We start from the raw sequence: 25,739 nt of genomic DNA on the forward strand, positions 1-25,739 counted from the left end.
GCGATGCCGGCGATGGCTCAAGCCGTGTAGTCATGCCAGATTTGCGATGCGTTCGGCCGCCAGCGGCCAGACCTCCGGATTGACGAGTTGCGGTGGGCGTTCGCCGCGCAGCATCGCAACGAGCTGCGTGGCCGATGAACGGGCGACGTTGCGCCGGGCTTCGTGGGTGACGCCGGCGGTGTGGAAGGTGGCGACGACGTTGGGCAGGCCCAGCAGCGGGGCGTCGCGTTCGGGCGGCTCCTGTTCCCAGACGTCCAGCCCGGCGCCGCGCAGATGCCCGGCGCGCAGGGCGTCGTGCAGTGCCGCTTCGTCGTGGATGCCGCCGCGCGCGGTCGAGAGGAACACCGCATCGCGTTTCATGGCCGCGAAGGCCTTGGCGCCGAACAGGCCGCGCGTGGAGGCGTCCAGGGGGCAATGCAGCGACACCACGTCGGACCGCGCCAGCAACTCGTCCAGCGACACCGGCTCGGCGCCGCGGTCGCGGATGGCGTCGGCGGACAGCAGCGGATCGTGCGCGATCACGCGCAGGCCGAAGCCGCGCGCAATGCGGGCGACGCTGGTACCGATCTTGCCGATGCCGACCAGGCCGAGGACGAGGCCATGGATTTCATGGCCCATTAGATCCTCGCGCGTGAAGCCGGCATCGTGGCGCAGGCGCTGGTGCGATTCCACCACGCGCCGCTGCACGGCGAGCAGCAGCGCATACGTGTGCTCGGCCACGGATTCCGCGTTGCCGCCCGCCTGGTTGACCACGGCGATGCCCGCCGCGGTGCAGGCCGCCACGTCGATGGTGTCGTAGCCCGCGCCGCCGGACGAGACGCACACCAGGTCCGGGCATTGCGCGATCAGATCGGCATTGACGAACCATTGCCGCGGCAGTTCGTCCTTGGCCGCGGATACGTGATACGCATGGGCCGACTTCAGGCCGGCCAGCGTGCGCGCATCGTCGCCCCTTGCCGGCAGCACCGACAGCGAGACGCCGGGCGCGGCGCCGATGATCTCGTCGAACACCGGATTGAGCCAGAGGTCCAGGCGGCAGAGCCGGGCGGTCTGGGGGGAAGACGCCGCGTTCACAGCACGCCCCGCGCCTTGAGCGTGGCGTCGACCCAGGCGCGGTCCAGCGCGCCGCGCGCGATGTCCTCCAGCACTCGGGCTTCCGCCGCGGCGATCGCGCGCACGCGCTCCGCGATGGCGGGGGCCTCGTCGGGACGGATGGCCAGCAATCCGTCGGCATCGCCCACCAGCAGGTCGCCGGGCAGGACCACCATGCCGTCGATCGCGATCGGCACGTTGATGGCGCCGGGGCCGTCCTTGTAGGGACCGCGATGCGCGACCCCGCGCGCATAGACGGGAAAATCGCCCGCGCCGATCGTTTCGCTATCGCGGATGGCGCCGTCGATCACGAAACCGGCCAGCCCGCGCCGGGCGGCCCAGCCAACCATGATCTCGCCGATGATGGCGTTGTTCATGTCGCCGCCGGCATCGACCACGATCACGTCGCCCGGCTCGGCGGAATCGATCGCCTTGTGCACCATCAGGTTGTCGCCCGGCCGCGTGCGCACGGTGTAGGCGCGGCCGAGGATGCGGCGCGAGCGATGCATCGGGCGCAGGGCCGAGGTGCCGGTCGCGCGGCTCATCGCGTCGCTGATGTTGGCCACGGCCAACGCCTGATAGGCCGCGAGCGTTTCGCGGCTGGGGCCGGCGGGGCATGCCTGCAGGGTGAATCCGAACTCCGACATGGCGCTTTGTCTCCTTGGATGTTTGTCCGGGGGGACTCTACGCCGGGCTCATGGCGGTTTAAAGCGAATAATTTGATCTCGAAAACAACGCTTTTTGGAAAGTGTCGCGTGCGGCTCGCGCCCGGGCTAGAGCATTCCGGCAGGGGCGTGAAAGTCCAGGCAGGCCTGCGCGTGCGTGCGCAGGCTTTCCAGCATGGGCCGGGTGTCGTCGCGGCGCCACTGGAAGGTATAGGCCAGGGGGCGCAAGGGCGGAAAGCGCGACAGCGGCTGCAAGTCGCCGCGCTGGATCAACACCTGGGCCCAGGCGGCAGGCAGGAAGCCCAGCCCCAGCCCTTGCCGCAGCATGGCGGCGATGCCCGGCCAGCTATTGCAGCATTGATTGCGGCCGGGCGACACGCGCTGCTCGGTCAGCCAGTCGTCGAGAATCCGGATCGCGCCCGAGCTTTGCGGCAGGGTGATGAGCGTCAGGCCCGGCAGATCGGCCGGTTCAAGCGAGGCCGCGTCGGGCACGGCCCGGGCCGATACCACCCATTCGAAATGGGCGCTGCCGATCACGCGCGAGGCGAGCGACGCTCGGGACGACGGGCCCGCGATCACCGCGAAATCGAGCTCGCCTTCCTCCAGTCCGCGCTCGACCAGTTCGCCCACACCCACGAAGGGCTCGACCAGCAGGTTGGGGTGGGCCTGCTGGATGACGGCGATCAGCCCGGCCATCCACGTCATGGCGGTCAGCTCTCCGGCGCCGAAGCGGCAACGGCCGGAGTAGCTGAGGTTGTTGCTGGCCTGCTGCATGAACTGGTCCGCGTTGCGCAGCAGGTCCTTGGCATGGGGCACCAGTTGCTCGCCCAGCGCGGTCAGGGTGGCGCTGCGGGCGCTGCGGCTGAACAGCGCGGCGCCGATCGAGGATTCCAGCTCGCCGATCCGCTTGGACAACGACGACACCGAAATATTCAGGCGATTCGCGGCGATGGCAAAGTTCTTGCAGGTGGCGGCCCAGTAAAAGGCCTCGAGTTGCTTGAGAGTCATGGGAAGTGAAGGGTCGGGGCGACTGCAAGGCGATTGAGGGCGAGGAAAAGTGTAATAACGAACATCAATAAAGTCACTTTATTCAAACCTCGGGCCGGCCTATATTCGTTCGCCGTTACCCATGACCCTTGCGCGGCGGATGGTCCGCCGGGCCCCGCCAGGAACCCCCGCCATGCCAGACCCGCTGCGCCGCATGCTCAGCCTGCACGACTTCGAAGCCGCCGCCCGGCGGATCCTGCCCAAGCCCCTGTATGCCTATGTGTCGGGCGCGGTGGAAGACGGGCAGTCCGAGCGGAGCAACCGGCAGGCCTTCGGCGAATACGGGTTCCGCCCGAAGGTGCTGGTGGACGTGTCGCGCCGCCACACCCGCTGCACGATATTGGGCCGCGAGTATGCGGCGCCCGTCGGCGTGGCGCCCATGGGCATTGCGGCGCTGACCAGCTATCGCGGGGACGTGGCGCTCGCCCGCGCCGCGGCCGCGGCGGGCGTGCCCTGCATCATGAGCGGGTCCTCGCTGATCCGCCTGGAAACCGTGATGGCGGCGGCCCCGGGGACCTGGTTCCAGGCCTACCTGCCCGGCGACAGCGCCCAGATTGCCGCATTGATCGACCGTGTCGCCGCCGCCGGCGTGGAAACATTGGTGCTGACGGTCGACACGCCGGTGGCCGCCAACCGCGAGAACAACGTGCGGGCGGGGTTTTCCACCCCGCTGCGACCCAGCATAGGCCTGGCCTGGCAGGGCATCACGCACCCGCGTTGGCTGATCGGGACCCTGCTGCGCACGCTGGCCCGCCACGGTATGCCGCACTTCGAAAACAACTACGCCGCGCGCGGCGCGCCGATCCTGTCCAGGCATGTGCTGCGCGATTTTTCCGATCGCGGGCACCTGAACTGGCAGCACGTCGCCGCCATACGCAAGACCTGGAAGGGCCAGATGGTCCTGAAGGGCATCCTGCATCCGGACGACGCGCGCACCGCGCGCGCGCACGGCATGGACGCGGTCATCGTGTCCAACCATGGGGGGCGGCAACTGGACGGCAGCCTGGCGCCCATGCAGGCTTTGCCCGCGATCGTGGACGCCGCGGGCGGCATGGACGTCATGCTCGACAGCGGCGTGCGACGCGGCACGGACGTGCTGAAGGCGCTGGCGCTGGGCGCGCGCTGCGTATTCGTCGGCCGGCCGTTCAACTATGCGGCCACGGTGGCGGGCGAGCGCGGCGTGGCCCATGCCATCGCGCTGATCTCCGAGGAAATCAGGCGCGACATGGGCTTGCTGGGTATCATCGATCTGCGGGAGATCAACGAGAGCTTGTTGCAACGCTGCCGATAGCCGTGCGGACGGTGCCAGGCCACGTTGGGCGCTTTTTGTCCGACACCGCGCGCCAGTCAGATACCGTGCGGTGGGCCGTCCTTCATGCGTTCGCGCCGATCACGCAGGAAGCGCGGCAGTAAGGTTCGATACCGCGCAGATCAAGTTCGAATCCCAAGCCGGGCGCTTCAGTCAGCGACAGCACGCCGTCTTTGATCCATTCCCCGTAAGTGGACGTGGCCCGAAGCGGGTTGTGGTTGACGTCCAGCTCCAGGTATCCTCCCCCTCCCGTCGCCGCGAGGACGTGAGCGGACGCAATGGCGGCGACCTGGGTTCCGAACGAATGGGGGCAGAACTGCCTGTTCGCGGCGATGGCGCGAAGTCCGACTTCGTGAGCGCCGCTGATTCCTCCCCATTTCGCCACGTCGGGTTGAATGACATCGAGCCAGGACAGGGCGGCGACGAATTCGTCGATATCGGCAAGGTTCTCACCGGCAGCAATCGGGATTCGCGTCCTGGCTTTGAGCGCCTGCCATTCGGCGGCGGGACATTCCGGGCCCAGCGGTTCCTCGATCCAGGAAAAATCGCCGTCATCCAACTGCGCCAGCGCTTGCGTGGCAGTGGCGAGATCCCACCCGCAATTTGCATCTAGCATCATCGCCTCTGTTGGCGCCAGCGCCCGCCGTTGCCGGAGCAATAGCGGGATAGACCTGGCATCGTCGAATCCGGCCTTGAACTTGAATGCGTTATATCCCGCCTGCCGCAAGACATCCAGGCGAGCGGCCGGCGTGTCCGGGGCCAGGCCGCTCGCATAGCAGCGCATGCGGGCTTGCGTGCCCCCGAGTACGCGATACAGGGGCAGACCCATTCGCCTGGCCTGGAGATCCCAGAGCGCCGTGTCCATGCCGCCAAGAATCTGCGCGACAGGCCCTCGCTCTCCCGCCAGGCGAATGATCGGCAGCGTCAGGCTGCGCAGGCGTGCGATGGCTGGCTGCACCGCCTGGAATGTTGTGCCCACCAGCGCGGGGGCGACGAATTCGCGAAGCAGATTCAGCCGGTGCAGGGCGCCGGAAGCCGGCATGCCCGACCACACTTCGCCCCAACCGAAGGATCCGGATGCGTCCTCGACCCGGATCAGAACGGCGCCGCGTTCGCTGCGTACGCCAAAGGACGACGCGATCGACTCGGCCGGCGCGACGTACGCATAGAGCGAAACGCCAGTCACGGTCGTGGTCGGCAGCGCGGAAACCATTGTGGCCGCGGTCGCCCGCGCGGATCCGATGGACTCGTCTGCATGGCGGGGGCGAAACGAAAGCTCAGACATGTCCGTACTTGGCAAGGGCGTCCGACAGGGTAAGGCCGTGGTTCAGCTCGGCGCGCAGTTGCAGTTCCTGGGCGGTGAGCCGTTCCGCCTCGGCGAGCACGTCGTTGACATGCCGCGCGGGAATGACGATCGCGCCGTCGGCGTCGGCAAGAATGAAGTCGCCCGGGCTGACGGGGACGAGCGTGCTGGTGGCTCCCGCCAGGTAGACGGTCTCGCGAAACCCGGTAACGCGCCAGCGGCCGATGGATTGCGTCGGCGTCCGGTATTTGGCGAAGATGGGAAAGTTCATCTTGTGCAGCCAATGAATATCGCGGATTCCCCCGTCGATCAAAGCCCCCACGGCTCCCCGCTCCCGCATGCCAAGGGCGATCAGTTCGCCGAAGTAGCAGACGCCTTTGCCATCGCCGCTCCAGACGGTCACTTCATCCTCGGACACCTGTTGGCAGGCCTGCATCTTCTGTTCGTCGCCGCCGAGCGGGCCGGGGACCATCTGGCCGCGGATGGTATACGCCCAGCCCGCCAGCTTGTCCGTGCCGGTGAATTGCCTGAACTCTGGCGAAAGACTCTGGTCCATCAGGCCCATGGTGTCCATGACGTCCGCCACATTGGCGGTGTCAACCTTCAAGAATCGCGCGCGGATCTCGCGTCGGCTTTGTGCATCAATAGTCATGTCTTCTCTCGTTCAAATGGCGGGAATCAGCCCGCCGTCCACGCGCAGCGACGTCCCCGTGATGTAGGACGCACATTGGCTTGCAAGAAACGCCACGGCGTTGGCGTACTCGGCGGGCTCCCCGTAGCGGCCAGCCGGAATGGTCGATGTGCTGCTGGCGGCGACCATCTCCTGCGTCAGCCCGGCCGCTTTGGCGCGAGACTGATCGAGCGCGGCAATTCGCTGGGTGGCGATGCGCCCGGGAATCACCACGTTGACGGTCACCCCGTCTTTCGCCACTTCCTGCGCCAGCGATTTCGACCAGCCCACCAAGGCGAGCCGCAAGGCATTGGAAGCCGCAAGACCCGGTATCGGAGTGACGACTCCCGAGGAGGTTGACGTGATCACCCGTCCCCAGCGCCGCGCCTGCATCTCCGGCACAAGCAGCCGGGTCAGCGTCATCAACGACAGCACCATCGAATCGAAGTAGCGATGCCATTGCTGTTCGGTGATGTCGTGGGTCATGCCAGGCGCGGGGCCGCCCGAATTGTTCACCAGGATATCGATCGGCCCATTCTCCTGTTTCATCAGCATCACTTGGCGGCTGATCGACCCGACATCCGACAGATCCCAGGCGACGGGCTGCGCGATCCCGCCAAGCTCGGCAATCGCATAAGCCGCCCGCTGCGCCGAAGCAAGATCCACATCGGCCAGAATCACGCGGCACCCCTCTTGCGCGAGCGCTTTGGCAATGGCGCTACCCAGCCCACCCCCAGCACCCATCACCAGGGCGGTCCTGCCATCAATTCCCAAATCCATCACTTGTTCTCCTGCTGTAGTTCCGGGGCGGCTGCCACCACCTTTTTCGACATTTCAAGATCGGACAGCCAGATCGCCTGGAATCGCGTGGAGGAGGGCTCGCCTGGCAGCAGCGAGGATGCCGCCATCTGCTGCACGACAGCCGCGTCCTGAAAGACGCTGTCGATCGAATCCGATATCCGTTGAATCCGGTCCGCTGGCACGTCCTTCGGCGCGAAGATTCCTGCCCAGGTCGTTACCACAAAGCCCGGCAATCCGCTTTCGCCCACCGTCGGGATTGACGGCGCCAACGCGAAGCGCTCCGGGCCCGTCATGGCGATGCGTCGCGCCTTTCCGGAAGACACCACGGGTTCGGTGGATGGAACCGTCTCAAAAAGGAGGTCCGCCTCGCCAGACGCGACGCCCAGGGACGCGGCCGGGCTGCCATTGAAGGGCACCGCGTAGATATCGACACCGGCCATCTGCTTGAAAAGCTCAAGCGATACGTGCGAGGCGCTGCCCACCGCGGCAAACGCGCCGACCAGCTTTCCAGGCCGTTCTTTGGCTGCGGCGATGAGGTCGGACACGGACTCCAGCCCCGATCCTGCGCGCGTTATCAGGCTGAAGTCCGTCTTGTATATCTGGCTGACGGCGGCGAAATCGGCGGGGAGTGATCCCGCCTGTTTGGGGTGGATGTAGGGAGAGATCGCCATGGTGCTCGATGGCGCGAGCAGCAGCGTGTAGCCGTCGTGGGCACTGCGGAGCACCTCGCGGGCTGCGAGCAGTCCATTGACGCCGGGACGGTTTTCAACGATCACGGCCTGTTTCAGATCGGCCGACAGGCGCGCAGCCACGAGCCGCCCGCCCACATCGGGGGTCGAACCGGGCGGGGTCGCAACAACAATACGAATGGGCTTTGCCGGATAGGTTTCCCCCTGTGCAAACGACACCGACACGGAAAACGTGCAAATTACGGACAAAGCGATGGGAGCAAAGCGCATGTATGGCTCCATATGAGCGGACAGCAACTCTCGGACGGCAACTCTTCAAGGGTCGCGGTAACTTTCATGAATACTGGCTTGGATGTTGCTTCGCACCAAGCCGTCGATCCAGTGCGGCGCCTTTGGTGCTTGCAAGCAATTTACGTGGATGGGATCATCGCGTCTAATATCGTTCATGATCTAGGCGATACATGGGACATATACCCTCAGCCATCCCGGATCTTCGGGTGTTACGCCAGTTCCTGGCGGTTTCCGAGTGTGGAAGCCTGCGCAAGGCAGCGGAAGCGTTGCGGATGTCACAGCCTCCGCTCAGTGTCGCCATGCGGCAGTTGGAGCAGGCCGTGGGAACGTCGCTGTTCGTGCGTTCCGCGGTGGGCGTGCAGCTCACCGCCGCCGGGGTTGTGCTTAAAGGGGAGGCGGAAAAGCTGATCGCGCACGGCGTTCGCGCTTTCGACATGGCTCGCGCGGTCGGACGCGGGGAACTCGGAGAGGTCAGGGTTGGGTTCATCACGTCGGCGATGGTCGACCTGCTTCCCGCAGTCTTGGCGCGGTTCTCTTCGTCTCACCCGGCAGTACGGCTTCGATTGGTTGAAGGCGTATCCATCGAGATCGCCTCAATGGTGGACGAGGGCAAAATCGACCTGGGGGTGCTGACGCCGCCCGTTCCCTATCCTGCCGGAAGCCTTCATTTCCCGGTCTCTCGAGACCGCCTGGTGGCGCTGTTGCCTCGCGGGCATCCGTTTGCTTCTCGCAAAGCGATCCGTCTGGCTGAACTCAGTGACGAGCGATTCGTATCTTTCTCTGCCAGTCGCGTGCCAGCCTTTCACCAACGCATCAGCGCCGCGTGCCTCGAAGCGGGATTCCAACCGCAGATCGTTCAGGAAGCGGCGCATATCCACACGATCATCGCGCTGGTCGCCGGAAAATTGGGCGTGGCGCTGGTTCCGTCCACCGCGGCGCGCTCCGCCCGGAAAGATGTGGTCGCGGTGGCGCTACGCGACCCAAGCAAATTGCTCGATACCAGTCTGGAGGTTGTCTATCTGGAGGACACGCTTACTGTGGCCTCCCGGGCGTTTCTTGCCCATTTGAAGGGATACGCTTCAGATCCGCCGCCGGGGTTGTGACGCGTTCGTTTTTTATCGCTGCTCCATGTTCTTCGCATCAGCCGCCGGCCCGGTCAGATGCCGTCAACAAGAAGCGCTCGTCGCAAGCATTCAAAAATCTGTTCGACCTGGGCAGGGCTGATGATCAGCGGCGGCGAAATGACGATCATGTCGCCGGACGCCCGCACCAGTACGCCCTGCTCAAAGCAATGGCGGGCGACATCCGCGCCCCGCATGCCGGCCGCGCCGGCGCGCGGCGCGAGGTCGACGGCGCACAGCAGGCCGATGCTGCGCACATCGTTCACATGCGGCAGACCTTCGAGCGCCAGCGCTTGCGACTGCCAATGGGAGCTGATCTGCCGCACCCGGGCGTTGATCTCCAGGTCCTGGTGCAGACGCAGCGTCGCCAGGCCGGCCGCGCATGCCAGCGGATGGGCGGAATAGGTGTAGCCGTGCATCAGTTCCACCACCTGCGGCGGTCCGGCCATGAACGCTTCGTAGACGGCGCCGCCGACGATGACGCCGCCCATGGGCACCGCGCCGTTGGTCAGGCCTTTGGCCACGGTCATCAGGTCTGGGGTAACGCCAAACACCTGCGAGGCGAAGTTGCCGCCCACGCGCCCAAAGCCGGTGATCACTTCGTCAAAGATCAACAGCACGCCATGTTGCGTGCACAGCTCGCGCAAGCGTTGCAGGTAGCCGACCGGGGGCGGATACACGCCGCCGGAACCGGTGACCGGCTCGACAATGACGGCGGCCACCGTGCCGGGGTCCTGGATGTCCAGCAACTGCGCCAGCGCTTCCGCATAGTTGGCGCCATGATCCGGTTGCCCGGCGCTAAAGCGCATGCTGGCGTCATACGGTAGGGGCAAATGGCTGACCTCGCCCAGCAGCGGCCCGAAGTCGCGCTTCTGGCGCCCGATGCCCGAGACGGACAAGCCGCCAAATCCCATGCCGTGATAGCCCTTGGCCCGGCCGATGAACTTCGTGCGGCGGCTGTCGCCACGAGCCTGATGATAGGCGCGCGCAATTTTCAAGGCGGTGTCGACGGCTTCGGAGCCAGAGTTGGTGAAGAACACTTTGGTCATGCCCTCGGGCGCCAGGGCAATCAAGGCATCCGACATGGCCTGCGCGCCCGGATGGCTCATCTTGAACGAGGAAACGAAGTCCAGGCGCGCGGCGGCCTCTTGAATGGCTTGAACGATGCTCGCCTGGCCGTGGCCGGCGTTGACGCACCACAGGCCGGCCATGGCGTCGAGAATCTGGCGGCCGTCGGGCGTGCGGTAGTACATGCCTTCGGCGCTGTCGAACATCATGGGCTGTTGTTGAAACTGCCGCATCGGGGTGAAAGGCGCCCAGAAGGCATTGGAAACGGGACTGGCGTCGGTCATGGAATCTCCTTGATGGGTTGAGCCGGCGGCTGGCTCAGGCTTGGGCCGGGCGGATGCGATAGCCCCCGTTGGCCAGCTTTTCCAGCGGGCTGGCCGCGGCCAGCAATTTGCGGGTGTAAGGGTGTTGCGGCGTGTCGAACAAGGCGTCGCGGGCGGCGATTTCGACAATTTCGCCCTGGCTCATCACCGCCACGCGATGCGCGATGCGTTCAACCGCGGCCAGATCGTGCGAGATGAACAGGCAGGCAAAGCCGTATTGCTGCTGCAGACGCTCGAACAGATCCAGAATCTGCTTCTGGATGGTCATGTCCAATGCCGAGATCGGCTCATCGGCAATGACCATCTTCGGCCGGCGTACCAGGGCGCGGCCGATCGCCACACGCTGACGCTGGCCGCCAGACAGTTGATGTGGGAAGCGGTCCCGGAACGACGGATTCAGGCCGACGTCGCTCAGCGTTTCAGCCACGCGCGCGCGGCGCTGCGCGTCGTTCAAGTCATCGCAATGCCGCAGGGGTTCGGCCAGGATCTGCCCGATCCGCATGCGCGGGTCCAGCGAGGAATACGGATCCTGAAAGATCATCTGGCATTGCAGGCGGGCGCGGCGGTTGACGGACTTGAGCAGGTCCACGCCTTCGAACCTGATGCTCCCGGCGCGGGGTTTGACCAATCCGGCTACCGCGCGCCCCAGCGTCGTCTTGCCGGAACCGCTGCCTCCGACAAGCGCCAGCGTTTCACCTGGCGCGATGCTCAGGTCCACGCCGCGCACCACGCGATAGGCGGCGCCGCGCTGCCAGAAGCTGCGCGGACCGGGGTACTCGACGCATACGTCTTTGACCTCGACCAGCGGTGCGCTGGCATGGGGCAAGGGCGGCAGGACACCGCGGCGGGGCAGTGCCTCCAGCAACTGACGGGTGTATTCGGCTCGCGGGTTCAACAGGATCGAGGCCGTGGGCCCCTGTTCGACCGCCTGCCCATTTCGCATGACCACAACCTTGTGGGCATAGCGCGCCACCAGCGAAAGGTCATGGCTGATGAACAGCACGGCCGTGCCTTGTTCACGCGTGAGCTCCAGCATCAGTTCGATGACATCGAGCTGGGCCAGGCAGTCAAGCGCCGTGGTGGGCTCATCCGCGATCAGCAACGCCGGACGCAGCAGCATGACGGACGCCAGCATGATGCGCTGGCGCATGCCGCCCGAGAACTCATGCGGATAAGCGGTCAGGCAGCGTACCGGGGCCTTAATGCCGATGCGCTCCAGCATGGTGAGACAACGCTGGCGGATCTCGGCCGCGCCGAGCCGCGTATGCAGCTTGAGCGCTTCGCTCATTTGACGGCCGATGGTCAGTGCCGGGTTGAGCGACACCATGGGTTCCTGGAAAACCATGCCGATCTCGGCCCCGCGAACCCGGCGCAAGGCGCGGGCATTGCGCGTGTCCAGCGTCCGGCCCTTGAAGCCGATGCTGCCGTCCGCCACCTGCATGGGGGCGGGCAACAGGCCGATGACGGCGCGCGCCGCCATGGTTTTGCCGCTGCCCGACTCTCCCACCAGCGCCAGGATTTCGCCGGGAGCCAGCTCGAAACTGACATCGTTCACGGCCAGCGGGCCATCCACGCCGGCACGAATCTTCAGGTGCTTCACAGACAACAGGGATGCGTTCTCGGTCATGTTCATTTCCTCATGCGCGGATCGAGGCGATCACGCAGGGCATCGCCAAACAGGTTGATACCCAGCAGGGCCATGCTGATCAGCACACCGGGAAACACGCCCAGCCATGCGGCCGACGCAATGTAGGGACGGCTGGCCGCCAGCATGCTGCCCCAGGTGGCCGCGGGCGGCGGTACGCCCAGTCCGAGAAAGCTCAGTGCGCTTTCGGACAGCAAGGCCCAGCCGAACATGCTGGTGGCCAACACGCACACGGGCGCGAGGCAGTTGGGAACGACGTGGCGGAACATCGTGTATAGCTCGGAATTGCCAATGACCCGGGACGCCTCAATGAATTCGCGCTCACGCAGCGACAGCACGCTGCCGCGAACCACCCGCACCACCGACGGCGTGTAGGCCATGCCCAACGCCAGGACGATGCTGTACTGGCTGGCGCCCAGCACGGCCATAATGCCCAGGGCCAGCAAAATGCCGGGAAAGGCCAGCAGGGCGTCGTTGAACATCATCAGGATGCGGTCGGTCCAGCCGCGCAGGTAGCCGGCCAGCATACCGATCAGGGTGCCGCATCCCAACGCCACCGCCACGGACAGGAGGCTGATCCACAGGCTGGTCGATGCGCCGATGATCAGCCGGCTCAGGACGTCGCGGCCGAACTCGTCCGTGCCCAGCCAGTGCCGCGCGCCAGGCGCCTGCAGCCGAAGGCTCAGATCGAGCTTGAGCGGGTCGTACGGCGTCCACACCAGGCCCAGCAGCGCCAGCGCGACCAATCCCAGCAGAAGGCCGCCGCCAATCAAGGCATTGAGCGCGGGCAGGCCGCGGCGCCGCACGGGGGCGGCCGGCAAGGAGATGACGTCGCCATTCATAGTTTCACCCTGGGATCAAAGACCGGATACAGCAGGTCAACGATCAAATTCACCACCACATAGATGCTGGTGATCAACAAAAGACACCCCTGCAGGACCGGATAGTCACGGGCAAAGATCGAATCCACCATGAGTCGGCCGATGCCGGGCAAGGTGAAGACGGTTTCCAACACCGCAATGCCGCCCAGCAGATTGCCCAGGATCAGGCCCACGAGCGTCCAGGTCGGCGCAAAGGCGTTACGCAAGGCATGGCCCCACAGCACCGCCGATTCCGACAGGCCCTTGGCGCGGGCGTGGGCGATGTATTCCAGCCGCAAGACCTCGATCGTGCTGGCGCGGGCCATGCGGGCGATGGAGCCGAACTCCACGAGCGTCAGCGTCACCACCGGCAGGACCAGATAGCTCAGGCCGCGCAACGGATCCGCGCTGACACTGACGTAGCCGACGATGGGCAGCCACCCTAGCGTCATGCCGAAGCAGTACAGCAGCAGCAAGCCCAGCCAGAAGGCGGGAATTGACAGCAGCAGGGTGGCGCCGGCGACCAGGCCCAGATCCATCAGGCTGTTCTGCTTCCAGGCGGCGTAAAGGCCCACGGGAACGGCCAGCAGCACTGCCAGTCCCACCGAGATCAGCACGATGACGGCGCTGACGCTGAAGCGCTCGACCAGGAGGCCCAGCACCGGCTGGCTGCTACTGATCGACAAGCCGAAGTCGCCGCCCAGCACCGCCCGTATCCAGATCAGGTACTGGGTCACGAATGACTGATCCAGTCCCAGGGCCTTGCGCATGTCGGCAAGGCTTTGCGCGTCCGCCATATCCCCCAGCATCAGCAGGGCGGGGTCGCCCGGGATGAAGCGGATCAGGCCGAAAACCATGATCGAGATCAGCAGCAGGGTGGGCAGCGCCATGCCCAGGCGCTGAATGAAGAATCGCAACATGACGGGCCTATTTCGTGGTCGCCGCCAAAGACACGCCCCACAGGCGCGGCTTGGAAATCGGCCAGGTTCGATAGCCCTGGACGCCATCACGGAAGGCGCCGATGGCGGTCCCGTTGTAGATGATGACCATGGGCACGTCCTTGATCAGCATGTCGTGCAACCGATCGAATAGCGCCTGGCGCCTGGCCGGATCGGCTTCGCGCATGGCCTGGCGCAGGATGTCGATGGCTTCACCGTTGTCCCAGACCTTGCGGGCCTCCCTGGACTTGTCACCCAGTATCTGCTCGAAACTCAAGGCCGGGTCGAAGCGGGGAGAATACGAGAACGCCATCATCTGATAGTTGCCGCTCTGGTAGCGTTCAAGCTGCGTGCCCCACTCCAGCGTCTCCATCTGGATGTTGATGCCCACGGCCGCCAGCATGGCCTGACTCAGAATGCCCATATCGAACATCTGCGGGTAGCGCTTGTTCACAATCATCTTGATCGGCTGACCGCGATAGCCGGCCGCGCTCAGCAAGGCGCGGGCCTCGGCCAGATCGGTGCGGTAGCCCTTGGCCGTCGCCGCGTCATAGTAGGTGCTGCTGCTGGGCACGGCCGAATTGTTGACCTTGGACAGTCCGCTGGACAGCGTGGCCACCATCTGGCCGTAGTCCAGCGACAGCGCAATGGCGCGGCGGATACGCACATCCTTGAGCAAAGGGTCGCGGGTCTGGAACAGCAGGCCGTTGATGGACATTGCCGGGCTGACCTGGACGGTCAACCCCTTGACCTGCTTCAAGTCAGCCGCGTCGGTCGCCGTCACGTCGGGCAGCAGATCGACGCCGCGCGCCATCAGCGCGGCCTTGGCCGTCGCATTGTCGGGGATCACGACAAAGCGCACCTGGTCCACCAGCGCGGCCTTGTTGCCGGTATACCCGTCAGGCTTTGCCTCGGCACGCGGCGCATAGTCAGCAAAGCGTTGCAGCTCCACATATTGCCCGCGTTGCCATTGCCCCAGCTTGAACGGCCCGGTTCCCACCGGCGAGCGCCACGCGCCTTCCGGCGTCAGCGAATCCGGATGCAGAATGCCCGTGCCCCCGCAATCGGTTCTGGCCATCGTCGCCAGAAACAAGGCGTTGGGCTGTTCCAGGGTGAACACCACGGTCATCGGGTCCGGGCTGCTGATGTCCTGCACCTTTAGCAAGCCGCGGCCGTCGAAGTCGCCCAGGCAGCGCCATTGCGTCTTGGGATCGAGGTAGCGGCGCCAGGTCCACAAGACTTCGGCGGCGGTCAGCGGCGCCCCGTTATGAAACCGCACGCCCTCGCGCAGTTTGAAGCGGTAGCTGCGTCCATCATCAGAAACCGTGATCGAGTCGGCCAGCAACGGCCCCACGGTCGCGTCTTCGCGGTAGGCCACCAGGCCTTCCACTATATGCATGACGACGGCGTCGGTGTTCTCGTCCCGGTTGACGCCGGGGTCGGTGCTGCGGATATCACCGCTGATGCCGACCTGAATCCGTGATGGCTCGGCGGCGTGACTTCCGGCCGTTGCCAGCGTCAACGCCAGCGCGGCGTACCCCAGGGCGGCCTTTACACTGTTGCGCATGAAGTAATCCTCCTTCAATGGGTGGGCGGCGCGGCCAGGACCTGGCCGTGCCGCTTGTGCTTATTGCTGCGCCTGGCGAGCCCGCCGTTCGCGCAACACCGCCGCGAAGAATTTCTGCGCGGCCGGCATGACTTTGATGCCCATGTGGGGCACGTTGGGAATCTGATCCAGCGTGGCGCTCACGCCCGCCGCTTCGAAGCTGGCGCGCAGGCGTTCCAGCCGCTCGGGCCGGGTGCGGCCGGCGTCGTTGGCGCCTTCCATGTAGTGCTTGCCGCCGGGGCGATGGGTGATTTCCCAGGTTTCGAGATCCGCCGCGCCGACCACCATGTGGATGGGGACCTGACGCAGCGCATCAAGGTTCAGCGCCTTGCCAAACCGCGTCTCCATGTCCGCGACGCCCACCCACCACTTGCGCGCGGTGTCCAGCAGCGTGACCGAACCCGGCGCGCCGATCGATGCGGCCCAGAGCCTGTCGGGGTGCAGGTAGCAGAAGCGATTGGTGAACTGGCCGCCGCCCGAATAGCCAAAGAGGGCAAAGGTGTCGAAGTCGCGGCCGTACTTCTTGCCGACCTCGGCGACCATATCCAGCAGGATCTGGTCATAGCGGATATCCCCTTCAAGAATCTGCTTGTAGCCGTCGCCGTTGCCATCGCCCAGCACGCCCACCGGAAACAGCGGCGCCAGGATGACGCAGTCGTTCCAGCGGCCAAACTCGGCAAAGCTGTTCCGGTAGGTTTCCATCGCGCGGTTGGACCCATGCACGACCACCACGAGATCCACCGGACGCGTTGCGTCTTCGATGGATTCGGGAACGTAAAGACAATAGGCGAAGCGTTTGTCGCCCGCATGGGCATAGACTGTTGTCGGCCCTTGGTCGTATAGACGCCGCGCGTTTTGCCGCGCCAGCAGGTCGGCCTGGGAATCCGGGGTCGCAGTGCTCATGGTCTACACCATTCAATGAGAAGACCCGCAGTATCCGCCAGTGCATATACAAAGAAAATCTAATTTAGTTTTAATTGGAGTAAAGTAAATCTTTATCTAAAAATCGCCTCGCGCCATGAGCAGCATCCGGTTTCTCAGAACATTCATTGCCGTCGCGGAGGAGGGCAGCTTTGCCGCCGCGGCCGACCGGGTCGCATTGACCAGCGCCGCCGTCGGCCAGCAAATGCGCGCGCTTGAAGACGAAATGCGCCGTACGTTGTTCGAACGCAATCACAGACAGACGAGTTTGAGTCGCGACGGTACGCTGCTGCTTCCGCGCGCCAGGCGCCTGGTGGCCGATTACGAAGCAATGCTTGAAGACCCGGATCGGGATTTGCGCATGGAAGGCGAAATCACCTTGGGCGGCATCATTTCGGCCATGGGGCTGCTGGCCAATTGCCTGGTGCAGCTAAAGGCCATCCATCCCAAAGTGTCGGTCACGCTGACCAGCGCGCGTTCTGATGAGCTGGCGCCGCTGCTGCTGGCCGGCGAGCTGGACGCGGCGGTCGTGGTGAAGTCGCCCCGGCAGGAATTCAAAGGGCTGAGCTGCTCGCGGCTCTATGACGAACCGCTGATCCTGCTGGCCAGCGCGCAGGCCCATGCAAAAACGCCGGACATCACCGAGCTGCTGGCCACTCAGCCCTACATCCGCTATGACCGCAATACCGCCACCGGTTCCAAAGCCGATCGGGTGCTGCACCGATTGCGAGTCAAACCGCAGGAAATCCTGGAGCTGAACTCGATTCTTGGCATTGCGGCGCTGGTGCGCCAGCAAGTGGGCGTCAGCTTGGTGCCGTTGTTGCAAAACGTCCATTGGAACAAAGACCCGGCATTGAAAGTGCTGCCGTTGCCGGGGCCACAGGAGTTTCGCAGCATCAGCATCGTGGAACAGGGGCGCAAACGCCATCTGACTGGCGAAATCAACAGGTTGTTGCGCATGGCTTTCGACCTGCGCGGCTCGCCCTAGATCGCGTCTCTGGCCCAGGCAGCAAGCAGGCGTTACCCCACGGCGGCCGTTGCCGGGGCGCTTGAGAGGCGGACGTCCGACGTACTCAGGGCGCCGCGTCTTCGGTCCACCCTGCCAGTCTGGAAATGGCGCGGGACTTTTCGAGCAGCAACTGCGCCGTATCGGACGCCAAGTCGTCATCAATCGCGCCCACCGGCCCCATCAGCGTGATGCCGGCCGTCATGGAGCCTAGCATGTCGAATACAGGCGCCGACAAGGACGTGAAATGCGGGAGCAGCGCATGTCGGCAGCGGCTGATGTGATGTTTTCTCACTTCTTCGCGAATCGCCTCGACCTCCTGGGGCGTATAGCGATGCGCGGCCTGTGCGTCATAGCGGTCTGCCGGCGTCTCCATTTCAATGTCGAGGAGTTCGCGCGTACTCGCCGCCGGCAGGTGCGCCAGAAAGTTGCGCCCCAGCGCGGATGACAACAGAGGCAGCACGCTGCCCACGCGCAGTTCCAGCAACGGACGGCTGCGGGCGCCTTCGACGCGATAAACGATAGTTGGGCCTTTGTTGCCCCACACGCCCAGAAATACCGTGTGGCCGGTGATCGCGGCGACTTCCTCCATGATCGGGCGCGCACTGCTGAACACATCGAATTGCTCCAGGGCTGCCAGCCCCAGTCGCAGGGCATACGGCCCCAGGCCGTAGTGGCCTGTGTCGGCGTGCTGCTGGACGACGCCCACCTTCTGGAAGCTCACCAGGTAGTAATGGACGTTGGGCACGGTCAGGTCACAGGCGTCGGCGATGTCCTTCAGGGGCGTGGGGCGGCCAGCCTTGCGGATGACGTCAAGGATACGAAAGCCCACTTCTATCGATTGAATACCTCGGCGACCCGGGGCCGTCGCCTGTTCCGAATCGTTTTTCGCCGTAATGGCGGACTTGGCCATGCACCCCCCTCCTCGAATCCTGTGGCGAGAAGTGTAACAGTGACCCAGGCGCGTTCCGCGCGGGGCCCTTGTGGCTGCCAGGGGTTTCCCCTAGTTCTGAAAAGCCGTTCGCGAGTTTGATAATAGTTAAGCGATACAGCATTATCAATTTATAACTTCGGGGAATACACGCATGGAAGCGCACGTCGCGATGCAAGGGACCGGCACGGGTTCGATGCTCAGCAGAAGGGAAGAACGCCAGGTGGTTGTGGCGTCGACACTGGGCACGCTGTTCGAGTGGTATGACTTCTTCATCTACGGGACCCTGGCTGTCTTCATGAGCCAAGTGCTGTTTCCGCAGGACAATCCCACTGTCGCGTTGCTGGCGGCGTTGGGTGCGCTGGCGGTGGGGTTCATCATCAGGCCACTGGGCGCGGTCATGTTCGGCTATCTGGGCGACAAGTTGGGCCGCAAGTACACCTTTTTGATCACGGTGGTGATGATGGGCGGCGCGACGGTGCTGATCGGTTGTCTGCCCAGCTATCAATCGGCGGGACACTTGTCGTGGATCCTGCTGCTGACTTTGCGTGTGGTACAGGGCCTGGCCGTGGGTGGCGAGTACGGGGGAGCCGTGATCTATGTGGCGGAACACTGCGAGCCGAAGCGTCGCGGGCTGCTGACCGGATGGATCCAGATCACGTCCTCGGCGGGACTGATCTTGTCCCTGGTCGTGATTCTCTGCACTCAGGCCTCCATGAGCGTGGAGGAGTTTCGTCAATGGGGCTGGCGCTTGCCGTTCATTCTGTCGATCGTGATGTTGGCCGTCTCGATCTACGTGCGGGCCAAGTTGCACGAGTCGCCTGTGTTCACCCGCATGAAGCAGCAGAACCGTTTGTCCCGAAATCCGGTCAAGGAGACCTTCGGCCAATGGCCCAGCCTGAAACTGGTGCTGCTGGCGCTAGTGGGCGTGACCGCGGGGCAGGGGGCGACGTATTTCACCGGCCAGTTTTACGTCATGATCTTCATGCAGCAGGCCGTGCAATTGGATCAGACCAGCGTCTATACACTGATCCTGATCGGTTTCATCATTGGTGCGCCGACTTTCGTGCTGTTCGGTTGGTTGTCCGACCGCATAGGCCGCAAGTGGATCATGATGGCCGGACTGTTCATTGCGGCGATCGGCTATCACTCGATGTTCGACGCGCTGCTCAAGGCTGGCAACCCCGCCTTGGCGCAAGCCATGCAGAGCACGCCGGTGCGCATACACGCCGACGCCAGCGGCGGGGCCTGCGACTTCGGGCTGCAAGCCGCCATGATCGGCAGCCACGCAGACCATAAGAAGGTTTGCGTGCAAGCCAAGAAATTCCTGGTTGGCAAGGGCATCAGTTTTGAGTACGCCGCGCCCTTGCCTGGCCAGTCCATTGCCATGAGCGTGGGGGCCACCACGGTCAACGGCTTTGACCGCGCCGCTTATGCCCGCGCGCTGACCTCTGCCGGCTATCCCGACCGTGCGGATCCCGCACGCGTCGATCGCGCCACCATCATCTTGATCCTGGTGTTGATGACCGCCGTTGTGGCGATGGTCTACGGTCCGGTCGCATCCTACCTGGTTGAGCTGTTCCCGGCCCGCATCCGCTATACCGCGCTGTCCTTCCCGTATCACATTGGTGCCGGCATATTCGGCGGCATCGTGCCCTTCACTGCCACTTACCTGGCCCAGGCCAGCGGCGACATCTTTGGCGGCCTGATGTATCCCGTCATCGTGACCGCGGTGGTCGGTATCGTCGGCACGCTGTTCCTGCCAAACACCCGCGCTCGTGCCATTGACGAAGACCCCGCGCACTGAACCGATAAAAAAGGAAAAACATGTCCCAGCAACAGCGTTTCAAGGCTGCCGTGATTCAGGCGGCTTCCATTCCGACAGACAGCATTGCCAGCGCGCAAAAGGCGGCGTCATTGATCCGTCAGGCGGCGCAGCGGGGAGCGCGGGTGTTGGTGTTTCCCGAAGCCTTCCTGGGAGGGTATCCCAAGGGAAATTCCTTCGGCGCCCCTATCGGCATGCGCAAGCCCGAAGGCCGCGATGCCTATTCCCGGTATCACAGCCAGGCCATCCGTCTGGACGGCGAGGAAGTCGCGCTGGTGGCGCAGGCCGCGGCGGACACCGACAGTGTCGTGGTGATGGGCTGCATCGAGGCCGATGGCGGCACACTGTACTGCACGGTCCTGTATTTCAACGGCCGTGAAGGCCTGGCGGGCAAGCACCGCAAGTTGATGCCCACCGCCGGCGAACGCCTGATCTGGGGGTTCGGCGACGGCTCGACCTTGCCCGTCCTGGACACTCCGTTCGGCAAGGTCGGCGCCGTCATCTGCTGGGAAAACTACATGCCGATGCTGCGCATGTACATGTACAGCCAGGGCGTGGCGCTGTACTGCGCCCCGACCGCGGATGATCGTGATTCCTGGATTCCCAGCATGCGCCACATCGCACTGGAGGGGCGCTGCTATGTCCTGACCGCATGCCAGCACCTGCGTCGCAACGCTTATCCCGAGGACTTCGAGTGTGCGCTGGGCGACGCGCCCGACACCGTGCTGATGCGTGGCGGCAGCGCCATCATCGATCCTCTGGGCGAAGTGGTGGCGGGGCCGGATTTCGATGCCGAGACCATCCTGTACGCCGACATCGATCCCAATCAGATCCTGCGCGGCAAATACGACTTCGACGTGGCGGGCCATTACGCGCGTCCCGACGTGTTCCAGTTGCATGTCGATGTCGGCGAAAAGCGTGCGGTTTCCAGTCATTGCGCCGTTCGCCAACAGGAGGCCTGATTCATGCATTTCGACTTCAGCGCGCTGCCGGCGCAGACGGTCTATAACGTGCTGACATCCACCGTCACCCCGCGCCCGATCGCCTGGTTGACGACGCTGTCCGGCCAGGGAGTGGTAAACGCGGCGCCATTCAGCTTCTTCAATGTCATGGGCCATCAGCCGCCGACCGTCGCGATCGGCTTGATGCGTCATTCCAGCGGTGAACTGAAGGACTCCAGCGCCAACATCATCGAAAACGGCGAGTTCGTGGTGAACCTTGTGCCCGAGCCGCTGATCGAGCAGATGAATCAGACTTGCGCGGACTATCCGGCCGACGTCGATGAGCTGGCCGCGGCCGGGCTGACGGCCAGGCCCGCGCGAAGCGTGGCGCCTCCCTTGATAGACGGCTGCCCGGTGGCGCTCGAATGCATCAGTCAGGCAACGATCGTCACGGGGCCTCGCCAGCTGGTGGTGATTGGCCGGGTGTTGGGTGCTCATGTGTCCGATGCCTATGTGCTGGACGCACAGCGAGGGCACGTGGATACCCCGGCGATGGGGCTGGTCGCGCGCATGCATGGCGGCGGCTGGTACGCTCGTAGTACTGACCGCTTTCAGTTGACGCGGCCGTCCTCTCCTTGATTGGCTCCGCGGAACCTGCGGGTCAGGCAAACCCATGCGTCGGGCTGGCGCTACCTGAAAAACACCGATTCGATCCTGTTCCGGCCGCGTTGCTTGGCGTAATACAGCGCGCGATCGCTGCGGCTGAGCGCCAGTTCCGCGTCGTCGTCGTGCGTATGCAGCGCGGAAATGCCGATGCTGACCGTCAGCGGAATGCGCTGTCCGCCCGTCAGATAGGGCGTATCCGCGATGCGGCGCTGTACGTCGTGGGCGAACAGGTGCGCGCTTTCGATGTCGGTGTCCGGCAGCACGACGGCGAATTCCTCGCCGCCAATACGGCCCACCAGGTCGATCTCGCGCAACTGGGCACGCAGCATGCGGGCGAAGTGCTGCAGCACGCCGTCGCCGATGGCGTGGCCCCAGGTGTCGTTGATGTGCTTGAAGTGGTCCAGGTCGCACATCAGCACCGCCGAACCGTGGCCGCCGTCGCTCTTGATACGCGCAAGCTCCGCGGCGATGCGCGACATGAAATGGCGGCGGTTCGGCAGGCTGGTCAGCGCGTCGGTGGCGGCGAGTTCGCGCAATTCCAGTTCAGCGCGCTTGCGGTCGGTGATGTCCGTGACGAAGCCGTGCCAGACCACGCCCCCGCCGGCCTCGCGGCTCGGGCTGGCGTCGCCCAGCCGCCACCGCACCCCCTGTCGCGGCAGGCAAACGCGGAACTCCAGGTGCCAGCGCGTGAGCGCGGCGGTCGCCTGCTGCAGCGATGCCCGGTAGGCGGGCAGGTCCTCGGGATGGACGCGCTGTTCGATCGCGGTGGCGCTGGCGCGCACGTCGTCGGCGGTCAGCTCGAACATGTCGCGGATGCCGGCGCTGACATACGAGAACCTCGCGCCGCCCTCGGTCACGGCCTGGCACTGAAAGACCAGGCCGGGCACGGCGTCGGTGAGGTTGACGACCAGGTCCGCCGTGAGCTTGAGCCGTTCCGCCAGGGCGCGCACCGCGCTGATGTCGGTGGTGGTGCCCATCATGCGCAGCGCCTTGCCGGCCTCGTCGCGACTGACCACCTTGCCCCGGCTGCAGATCCACTTGTAGCTGCCATCCTTGCAGCGGATGCGGTGCTCGACCTCGTAGCTTTCGGTCTTGCCGTCGAAATGGTCCTGCATGGCGGCTTGCACGAAACCCAGGTCGTCCGGGTGCAGGCGCTGGTAGGCGTCTTCGATGCGGGTCGTGAGTTCGGACTCGGAATAGCCGAGCAAGGCCTTCCAGCCGGGCGAATAGGTGATCTCGCCGGTCACCACGTTGCGGTCCCAGACCCCCGTGCCGCTACCGGCGATGGCCAGCGACAACTTCCTGGCTTCCTCCCGCCAGGCGATTTCGTCGGCGCGCTCGCGCGCTTGGGGGGCGATAGCGGTCGCCGCGAGGTCCGCCAGGTCTTGCAGGTTCCGGCTGTCTTCATCCGTGAAAGCGCGATCCTGTCCGTGCAGCAGGCGCACGCTACCCAGCACGCGTCCGTCGGCGGCGCGGATGGGGGATTGCATGGACCATGGCTGCGGCGAAGCGGGGGGCGTGCCGGCCATCGCCTCGCATGCGCCCGCGGCGTCGGCGCGGGCAACGATCGCCGTGTCGACATTGAACAGTCGCCGCGCCAGGCGCGCCAGCCGCTCCAGGGCGCCGTCGGACCCGCCATGGCCGCTGCCCACGCCCTCGCCAGGAGGTCGGGTTGGAGGCGGATCGCCGATAACGGGCATTTCAGGACCTGATCAATACGGGGTTCGGCGGTACAGCCGTGACGCGGGTGCCCGATATTCTGTCACGTTCCTCGCGAAAATTGCATCATTTTGGCAGTGATTCGGGGCGCGTCATGAGACTTTCTGGCCGAGACTACCCGGCCGAGGCGCGCTGGCGCGTCAACGCCGATCCGGCCTCCCAGTGCATTTGCCCATGCTTTCCGGCATTGAAATCCTGGATTGCCAGGACGATCTCCGCCTGAGAATTCATCACAAACGGCCTCGATCGGCGTGAAAGTACGGACCGGAGACCGTTCTGGCTTCGATTCCGTTAGCCCTGTTCCCGCCGAAATTCTCGACGCACATGCTGATCGAAGACGCGTTCAAGGCCGCCAATGTGCAATTGCCGATAGCGGCGGAAACGGATAGCACGGAGTCGCTCCTGGCGGTCTCCGGGGATGGGCAGCTTGGGACATCGTTCCTGAAACGGCGGCGACGGGCTTCGGGCGCGGCAATTTCGTCCCTATCACGCAGCCGGAATTGTTTCGACAACTCCGCTTGCCGTGGCCGAAGGGAGCAGGGGGGACTCGCGCCGCGACGACTTTCGCCTGGATGCTCAAGGAGATATCCATGGCAGTGAGAAAGGGCCAGAACGTGTGAGCGTGGACGGATTGTTGCCCTGGTCGCCGACACGGATGCTGTTTAGAACCGCCTCTCCAGCATCAGGCTGACCTCGGTCCGGTCCCGCGCATACATGGGCAGATTGCTGGTGATCTTGAGGTAACTGAGGTTCAGCTTCGGCTCCATCCCGGCTATCTTGAGGTCCGTCCTCCAGACCGAGGCGTCCACGCGCAGTTCATGATCGCGCCGCCGCTGGTTCAGGAACAGGGCGTAGGGCGCCTCATACGCCTGGCGGCCATAGCGGGCGCTCAAGCGCGTGCCCAACATTTGCCCAAAGGTCTTGACCACGCCCAGCTGCGCCCAGGGAAAGCGATAGGTGTATTCGCCCGCCGCCACCGCCTCGCGCTGCAGCCCGACGCTGGCGTAAGCCAACAGCGCTGGCGAGAACACGCGGATGGCCGTCAGCGACAGCACGTCCAGATGGCCGTCATAGGCGGCATAGGCCCGATCGTCATAGCCGCGCTTGAGCCACAGCCAGGCCCCCATCAACTGCCACCCCGGCGTTGGCCGCCACCCGTACTCCAGGCTCAAGCCGCGGTTGTGGCTATAGCGCCGGCTGCCCATCCAGCTGCGGCCCGCCTGGGGCGTCGCGGCAAACCAGCGCGTGGCATCCTGCCACTTGTAGCCGCCGCGCAAGGTCAGGGAGCGGTCGCTGTAGTCGCGTTGCACGCGATACGCGGTGCCGTCGATATCCGCGCCCAGCGTGTAGTAGTGATGCCCGCCGAGATTGCGTTCGACATTGGCGCTGCTGCTGTATTTCAACCCCCAATCCGCCTTGGGCAACGCGTCGCGGCCCTTCGCGAACGGCACCCACAAGGGACCTTGCCGTGTCGCGACCGGCAGGTACAGCATCGGGTCGCGGTTGGCCGAATTGACGTTGTTGCTGTAGACCGTGCCCGCGCCCAGGCGGAAATTCCAGCGGCGCTGCTGCGCCAATGCCTGACGGTAAAGCATGACGCTGCGCTGCGCCGCCGGCTCCAGCGACCCCAGCCGCAGGTCGGCCAGCTCGGCGTCGGACTGCGCGAATTGGCGATCCTCCATCAGCATGGTGGCCAGTTCCAGCCGTACGTAGCCCAGGTCGGGATGCTGCGCCACCAGTTGGCGGTACAACGCGATGGCCTCGGCCAGCCGCCCGTCGTGGCGAAGCAGCGCGCCATGCACGTAGTCGCGCAGGATCGGATCGACGCCGGCGATCCAGGGGTAGAAGCGCATCACCCGACGCAGGGTGCTCCAGTCCTCTTGCAACATCGCCTGGTTGAGGATGCGTTCGGTCAGCTTGAGGTCGTCGGCCAGGTCCTGGTCGGTCAGTTCGACGGGGGGCTGGGCTGGTTGGGTGGGCTGGCGGTGCGTGATGGCGGGCGTGGGGCGAGGTGGAGGGGGGAGCGTCGGGGTGTCCGGCTCCAGGGGGCGGACGGGAGCGGGCAGGACGGCGGGTGACGGCGTGGCGGGTTGGGCCTGGAGCGTAAGCGGGTAGCCCGTGACCAACAGGCTGACGACGATTGCCGTGAACAGTGAATGACGGCGAGAGGGGTTGGACCAGAGAGGGTGCGGCACGGGTCTTCCGGATGCGGCGGCTTGAATAGGCAAAAGGACTGCAGGGGAATCCCTGCAGTCCGTGATGGGAGCGATCGCAATTCAATGGCGGCCAATATCAAATAGCA

General features: G+C 64.8%; 22 protein-coding genes. 6 read left to right on the top strand and 16 right to left on the bottom strand.

The features are described from left to right. Positions 1-30: 30 nt before the first annotated feature. The 3 genes from ACUDCK_RS10165 to ACUDCK_RS10175 form a co-directional block, all read right to left on the bottom strand. Positions 31-1,074 (bottom strand): hydroxyacid dehydrogenase, encoded by a 1,044-nt coding sequence (locus ACUDCK_RS10165; RefSeq protein WP_116793203.1) that lies wholly within the window; start codon positions 1,072-1,074, stop codon positions 31-33. Then, positions 1,071-1,739 carry an RraA family protein gene (locus ACUDCK_RS10170; RefSeq protein WP_054416106.1) on the bottom strand — a complete coding sequence of 223 codons (669 nt, stop codon included), beginning with the start codon at positions 1,737-1,739 and terminating at the stop codon, positions 1,071-1,073. The genes ACUDCK_RS10165 and ACUDCK_RS10170 overlap by 4 nt, the downstream gene beginning before the upstream one ends. A 126-nt stretch (positions 1,740-1,865) precedes the next feature. Beyond that, a complete protein-coding gene (locus tag ACUDCK_RS10175) occupies positions 1,866-2,765 on the bottom strand; it encodes a LysR family transcriptional regulator (protein WP_049074773.1) in 900 nt (299 codons plus the stop codon). A gap of 172 nt (positions 2,766-2,937) precedes the next feature. On the opposite strand from ACUDCK_RS10175, the gene ACUDCK_RS10180 reads away from it, so the two are divergent. Continuing rightward, complete coding sequence (locus ACUDCK_RS10180; RefSeq protein WP_175168080.1) at positions 2,938-4,095, top strand: alpha-hydroxy acid oxidase; 1,158 nt, start codon at positions 2,938-2,940, stop codon at positions 4,093-4,095. Between the two features lie 82 nt (positions 4,096-4,177). Here ACUDCK_RS10180 and ACUDCK_RS10185 read toward each other — a convergent pair whose 3' ends face one another. Genes ACUDCK_RS10185 through ACUDCK_RS10200 form a run of 4 tightly spaced genes read right to left on the bottom strand, consistent with a single transcriptional unit; the run spans position 4,178 to position 7,846 of the window. Next, a complete protein-coding gene (locus ACUDCK_RS10185; RefSeq protein ID WP_081273646.1) occupies positions 4,178-5,398 on the bottom strand; it encodes a mandelate racemase/muconate lactonizing enzyme family protein in 1,221 nt (406 codons plus the stop codon). Next, on the bottom strand, positions 5,391-6,068 hold the full coding sequence (locus ACUDCK_RS10190; RefSeq protein WP_080977453.1) for an RraA family protein: 678 nt from the start codon (positions 6,066-6,068) through the stop codon (positions 5,391-5,393). Before ACUDCK_RS10190 ends, ACUDCK_RS10185 begins: the two co-directional genes overlap by 8 nt. A gap of 12 nt (positions 6,069-6,080) precedes the next feature. Further along, positions 6,081-6,866, bottom strand: a complete 786-nt coding sequence (locus tag ACUDCK_RS10195) for an SDR family oxidoreductase (RefSeq protein WP_049074757.1) — start codon at positions 6,864-6,866, stop codon at positions 6,081-6,083. Next, positions 6,866-7,846, bottom strand: a complete 981-nt coding sequence (locus tag ACUDCK_RS10200) for a Bug family tripartite tricarboxylate transporter substrate binding protein (RefSeq protein WP_175168081.1) — start codon at positions 7,844-7,846, stop codon at positions 6,866-6,868. Before ACUDCK_RS10200 ends, ACUDCK_RS10195 begins: the two co-directional genes overlap by 1 nt. A 191-nt stretch (positions 7,847-8,037) precedes the next feature. Here ACUDCK_RS10200 and ACUDCK_RS10205 point away from each other — a divergent pair, with 191 nt between their 5' ends. After that, positions 8,038-8,970: a LysR family transcriptional regulator gene (locus tag ACUDCK_RS10205; RefSeq protein ID WP_175168082.1), complete on the top strand. Its 933-nt coding sequence runs from the start codon at positions 8,038-8,040 to the stop codon at positions 8,968-8,970. Between the two features lie 53 nt (positions 8,971-9,023). Here the strand turns inward: ACUDCK_RS10205 and ACUDCK_RS10210 are convergent, their stop codons facing one another. The 6 genes from ACUDCK_RS10210 to ACUDCK_RS10235 are packed head-to-tail and all read right to left on the bottom strand — an operon-like array spanning position 9,024 to position 16,331. Then, complete coding sequence (locus ACUDCK_RS10210) at positions 9,024-10,340, bottom strand: aminotransferase class III-fold pyridoxal phosphate-dependent enzyme (RefSeq protein ID WP_175168083.1); 1,317 nt, start codon at positions 10,338-10,340, stop codon at positions 9,024-9,026. Between the two features lie 34 nt (positions 10,341-10,374). Further along, a complete protein-coding gene (locus tag ACUDCK_RS10215; RefSeq protein ID WP_175168084.1) occupies positions 10,375-12,006 on the bottom strand; it encodes an ABC transporter ATP-binding protein in 1,632 nt (543 codons plus the stop codon). A 2-nt stretch (positions 12,007-12,008) separates the two neighbouring features. Further along, positions 12,009-12,866: an ABC transporter permease gene (locus tag ACUDCK_RS10220; RefSeq protein ID WP_054416095.1), complete on the bottom strand. Its 858-nt coding sequence runs from the start codon at positions 12,864-12,866 to the stop codon at positions 12,009-12,011. Further along, positions 12,863-13,804 (bottom strand): ABC transporter permease, encoded by a 942-nt coding sequence (locus ACUDCK_RS10225; protein WP_445659307.1) that lies wholly within the window; start codon positions 13,802-13,804, stop codon positions 12,863-12,865. Before ACUDCK_RS10225 ends, ACUDCK_RS10220 begins: the two co-directional genes overlap by 4 nt. A 7-nt stretch (positions 13,805-13,811) precedes the next feature. Next, positions 13,812-15,389, bottom strand: coding sequence for an ABC transporter substrate-binding protein (locus ACUDCK_RS10230; protein WP_175168085.1), 1,578 nt, complete (start codon positions 15,387-15,389; stop codon positions 13,812-13,814). 60 nt (positions 15,390-15,449) lie between these two features. Next, on the bottom strand, positions 15,450-16,331 hold the full coding sequence (locus ACUDCK_RS10235; protein WP_049074737.1) for a hydrolase: 882 nt from the start codon (positions 16,329-16,331) through the stop codon (positions 15,450-15,452). A 115-nt stretch (positions 16,332-16,446) separates the two neighbouring features. Between ACUDCK_RS10235 and ACUDCK_RS10240 the strand changes: the two genes are divergently transcribed. Beyond that, on the top strand, positions 16,447-17,337 hold the full coding sequence (locus ACUDCK_RS10240; protein WP_175168086.1) for a LysR substrate-binding domain-containing protein: 891 nt from the start codon (positions 16,447-16,449) through the stop codon (positions 17,335-17,337). Between the two features lie 85 nt (positions 17,338-17,422). On the opposite strand, the gene ACUDCK_RS10245 is transcribed toward ACUDCK_RS10240, so the two are convergent. Next, complete coding sequence (locus tag ACUDCK_RS10245; protein ID WP_054504014.1) at positions 17,423-18,268, bottom strand: IclR family transcriptional regulator; 846 nt, start codon at positions 18,266-18,268, stop codon at positions 17,423-17,425. A 172-nt stretch (positions 18,269-18,440) separates the two neighbouring features. Between ACUDCK_RS10245 and ACUDCK_RS10250 the strand changes: the two genes are divergently transcribed. The 3 genes from ACUDCK_RS10250 to ACUDCK_RS10260 are packed head-to-tail and all read left to right on the top strand — an operon-like array spanning position 18,441 to position 21,691. Beyond that, complete coding sequence (locus ACUDCK_RS10250; protein WP_054504015.1) at positions 18,441-20,093, top strand: MFS transporter; 1,653 nt, start codon at positions 18,441-18,443, stop codon at positions 20,091-20,093. A gap of 20 nt (positions 20,094-20,113) precedes the next feature. After that, positions 20,114-21,073 (top strand): carbon-nitrogen hydrolase family protein, encoded by a 960-nt coding sequence (locus ACUDCK_RS10255; RefSeq protein ID WP_054504016.1) that lies wholly within the window; start codon positions 20,114-20,116, stop codon positions 21,071-21,073. Positions 21,074-21,076: 3 nt separating this feature from the next. Further along, positions 21,077-21,691, top strand: coding sequence for a flavin reductase family protein (locus ACUDCK_RS10260; protein ID WP_054504017.1), 615 nt, complete (start codon positions 21,077-21,079; stop codon positions 21,689-21,691). A gap of 50 nt (positions 21,692-21,741) precedes the next feature. Here ACUDCK_RS10260 and ACUDCK_RS10265 read toward each other — a convergent pair whose 3' ends face one another. Then, entirely contained in the window at positions 21,742-23,370 is a 1,629-nt protein-coding gene (locus tag ACUDCK_RS10265; protein ID WP_395757616.1) for a diguanylate cyclase, read from the bottom strand. Between the two features lie 729 nt (positions 23,371-24,099). Next, a complete protein-coding gene (locus ACUDCK_RS10270) occupies positions 24,100-25,632 on the bottom strand; it encodes a surface lipoprotein assembly modifier (protein ID WP_258955795.1) in 1,533 nt (510 codons plus the stop codon). Between the last annotated feature and the right edge of the window lie 107 nt (positions 25,633-25,739).

The sequence above is a fragment of the Achromobacter sp. CF-sbj1-Ac2-l genome (genome assembly GCF_052698165.1).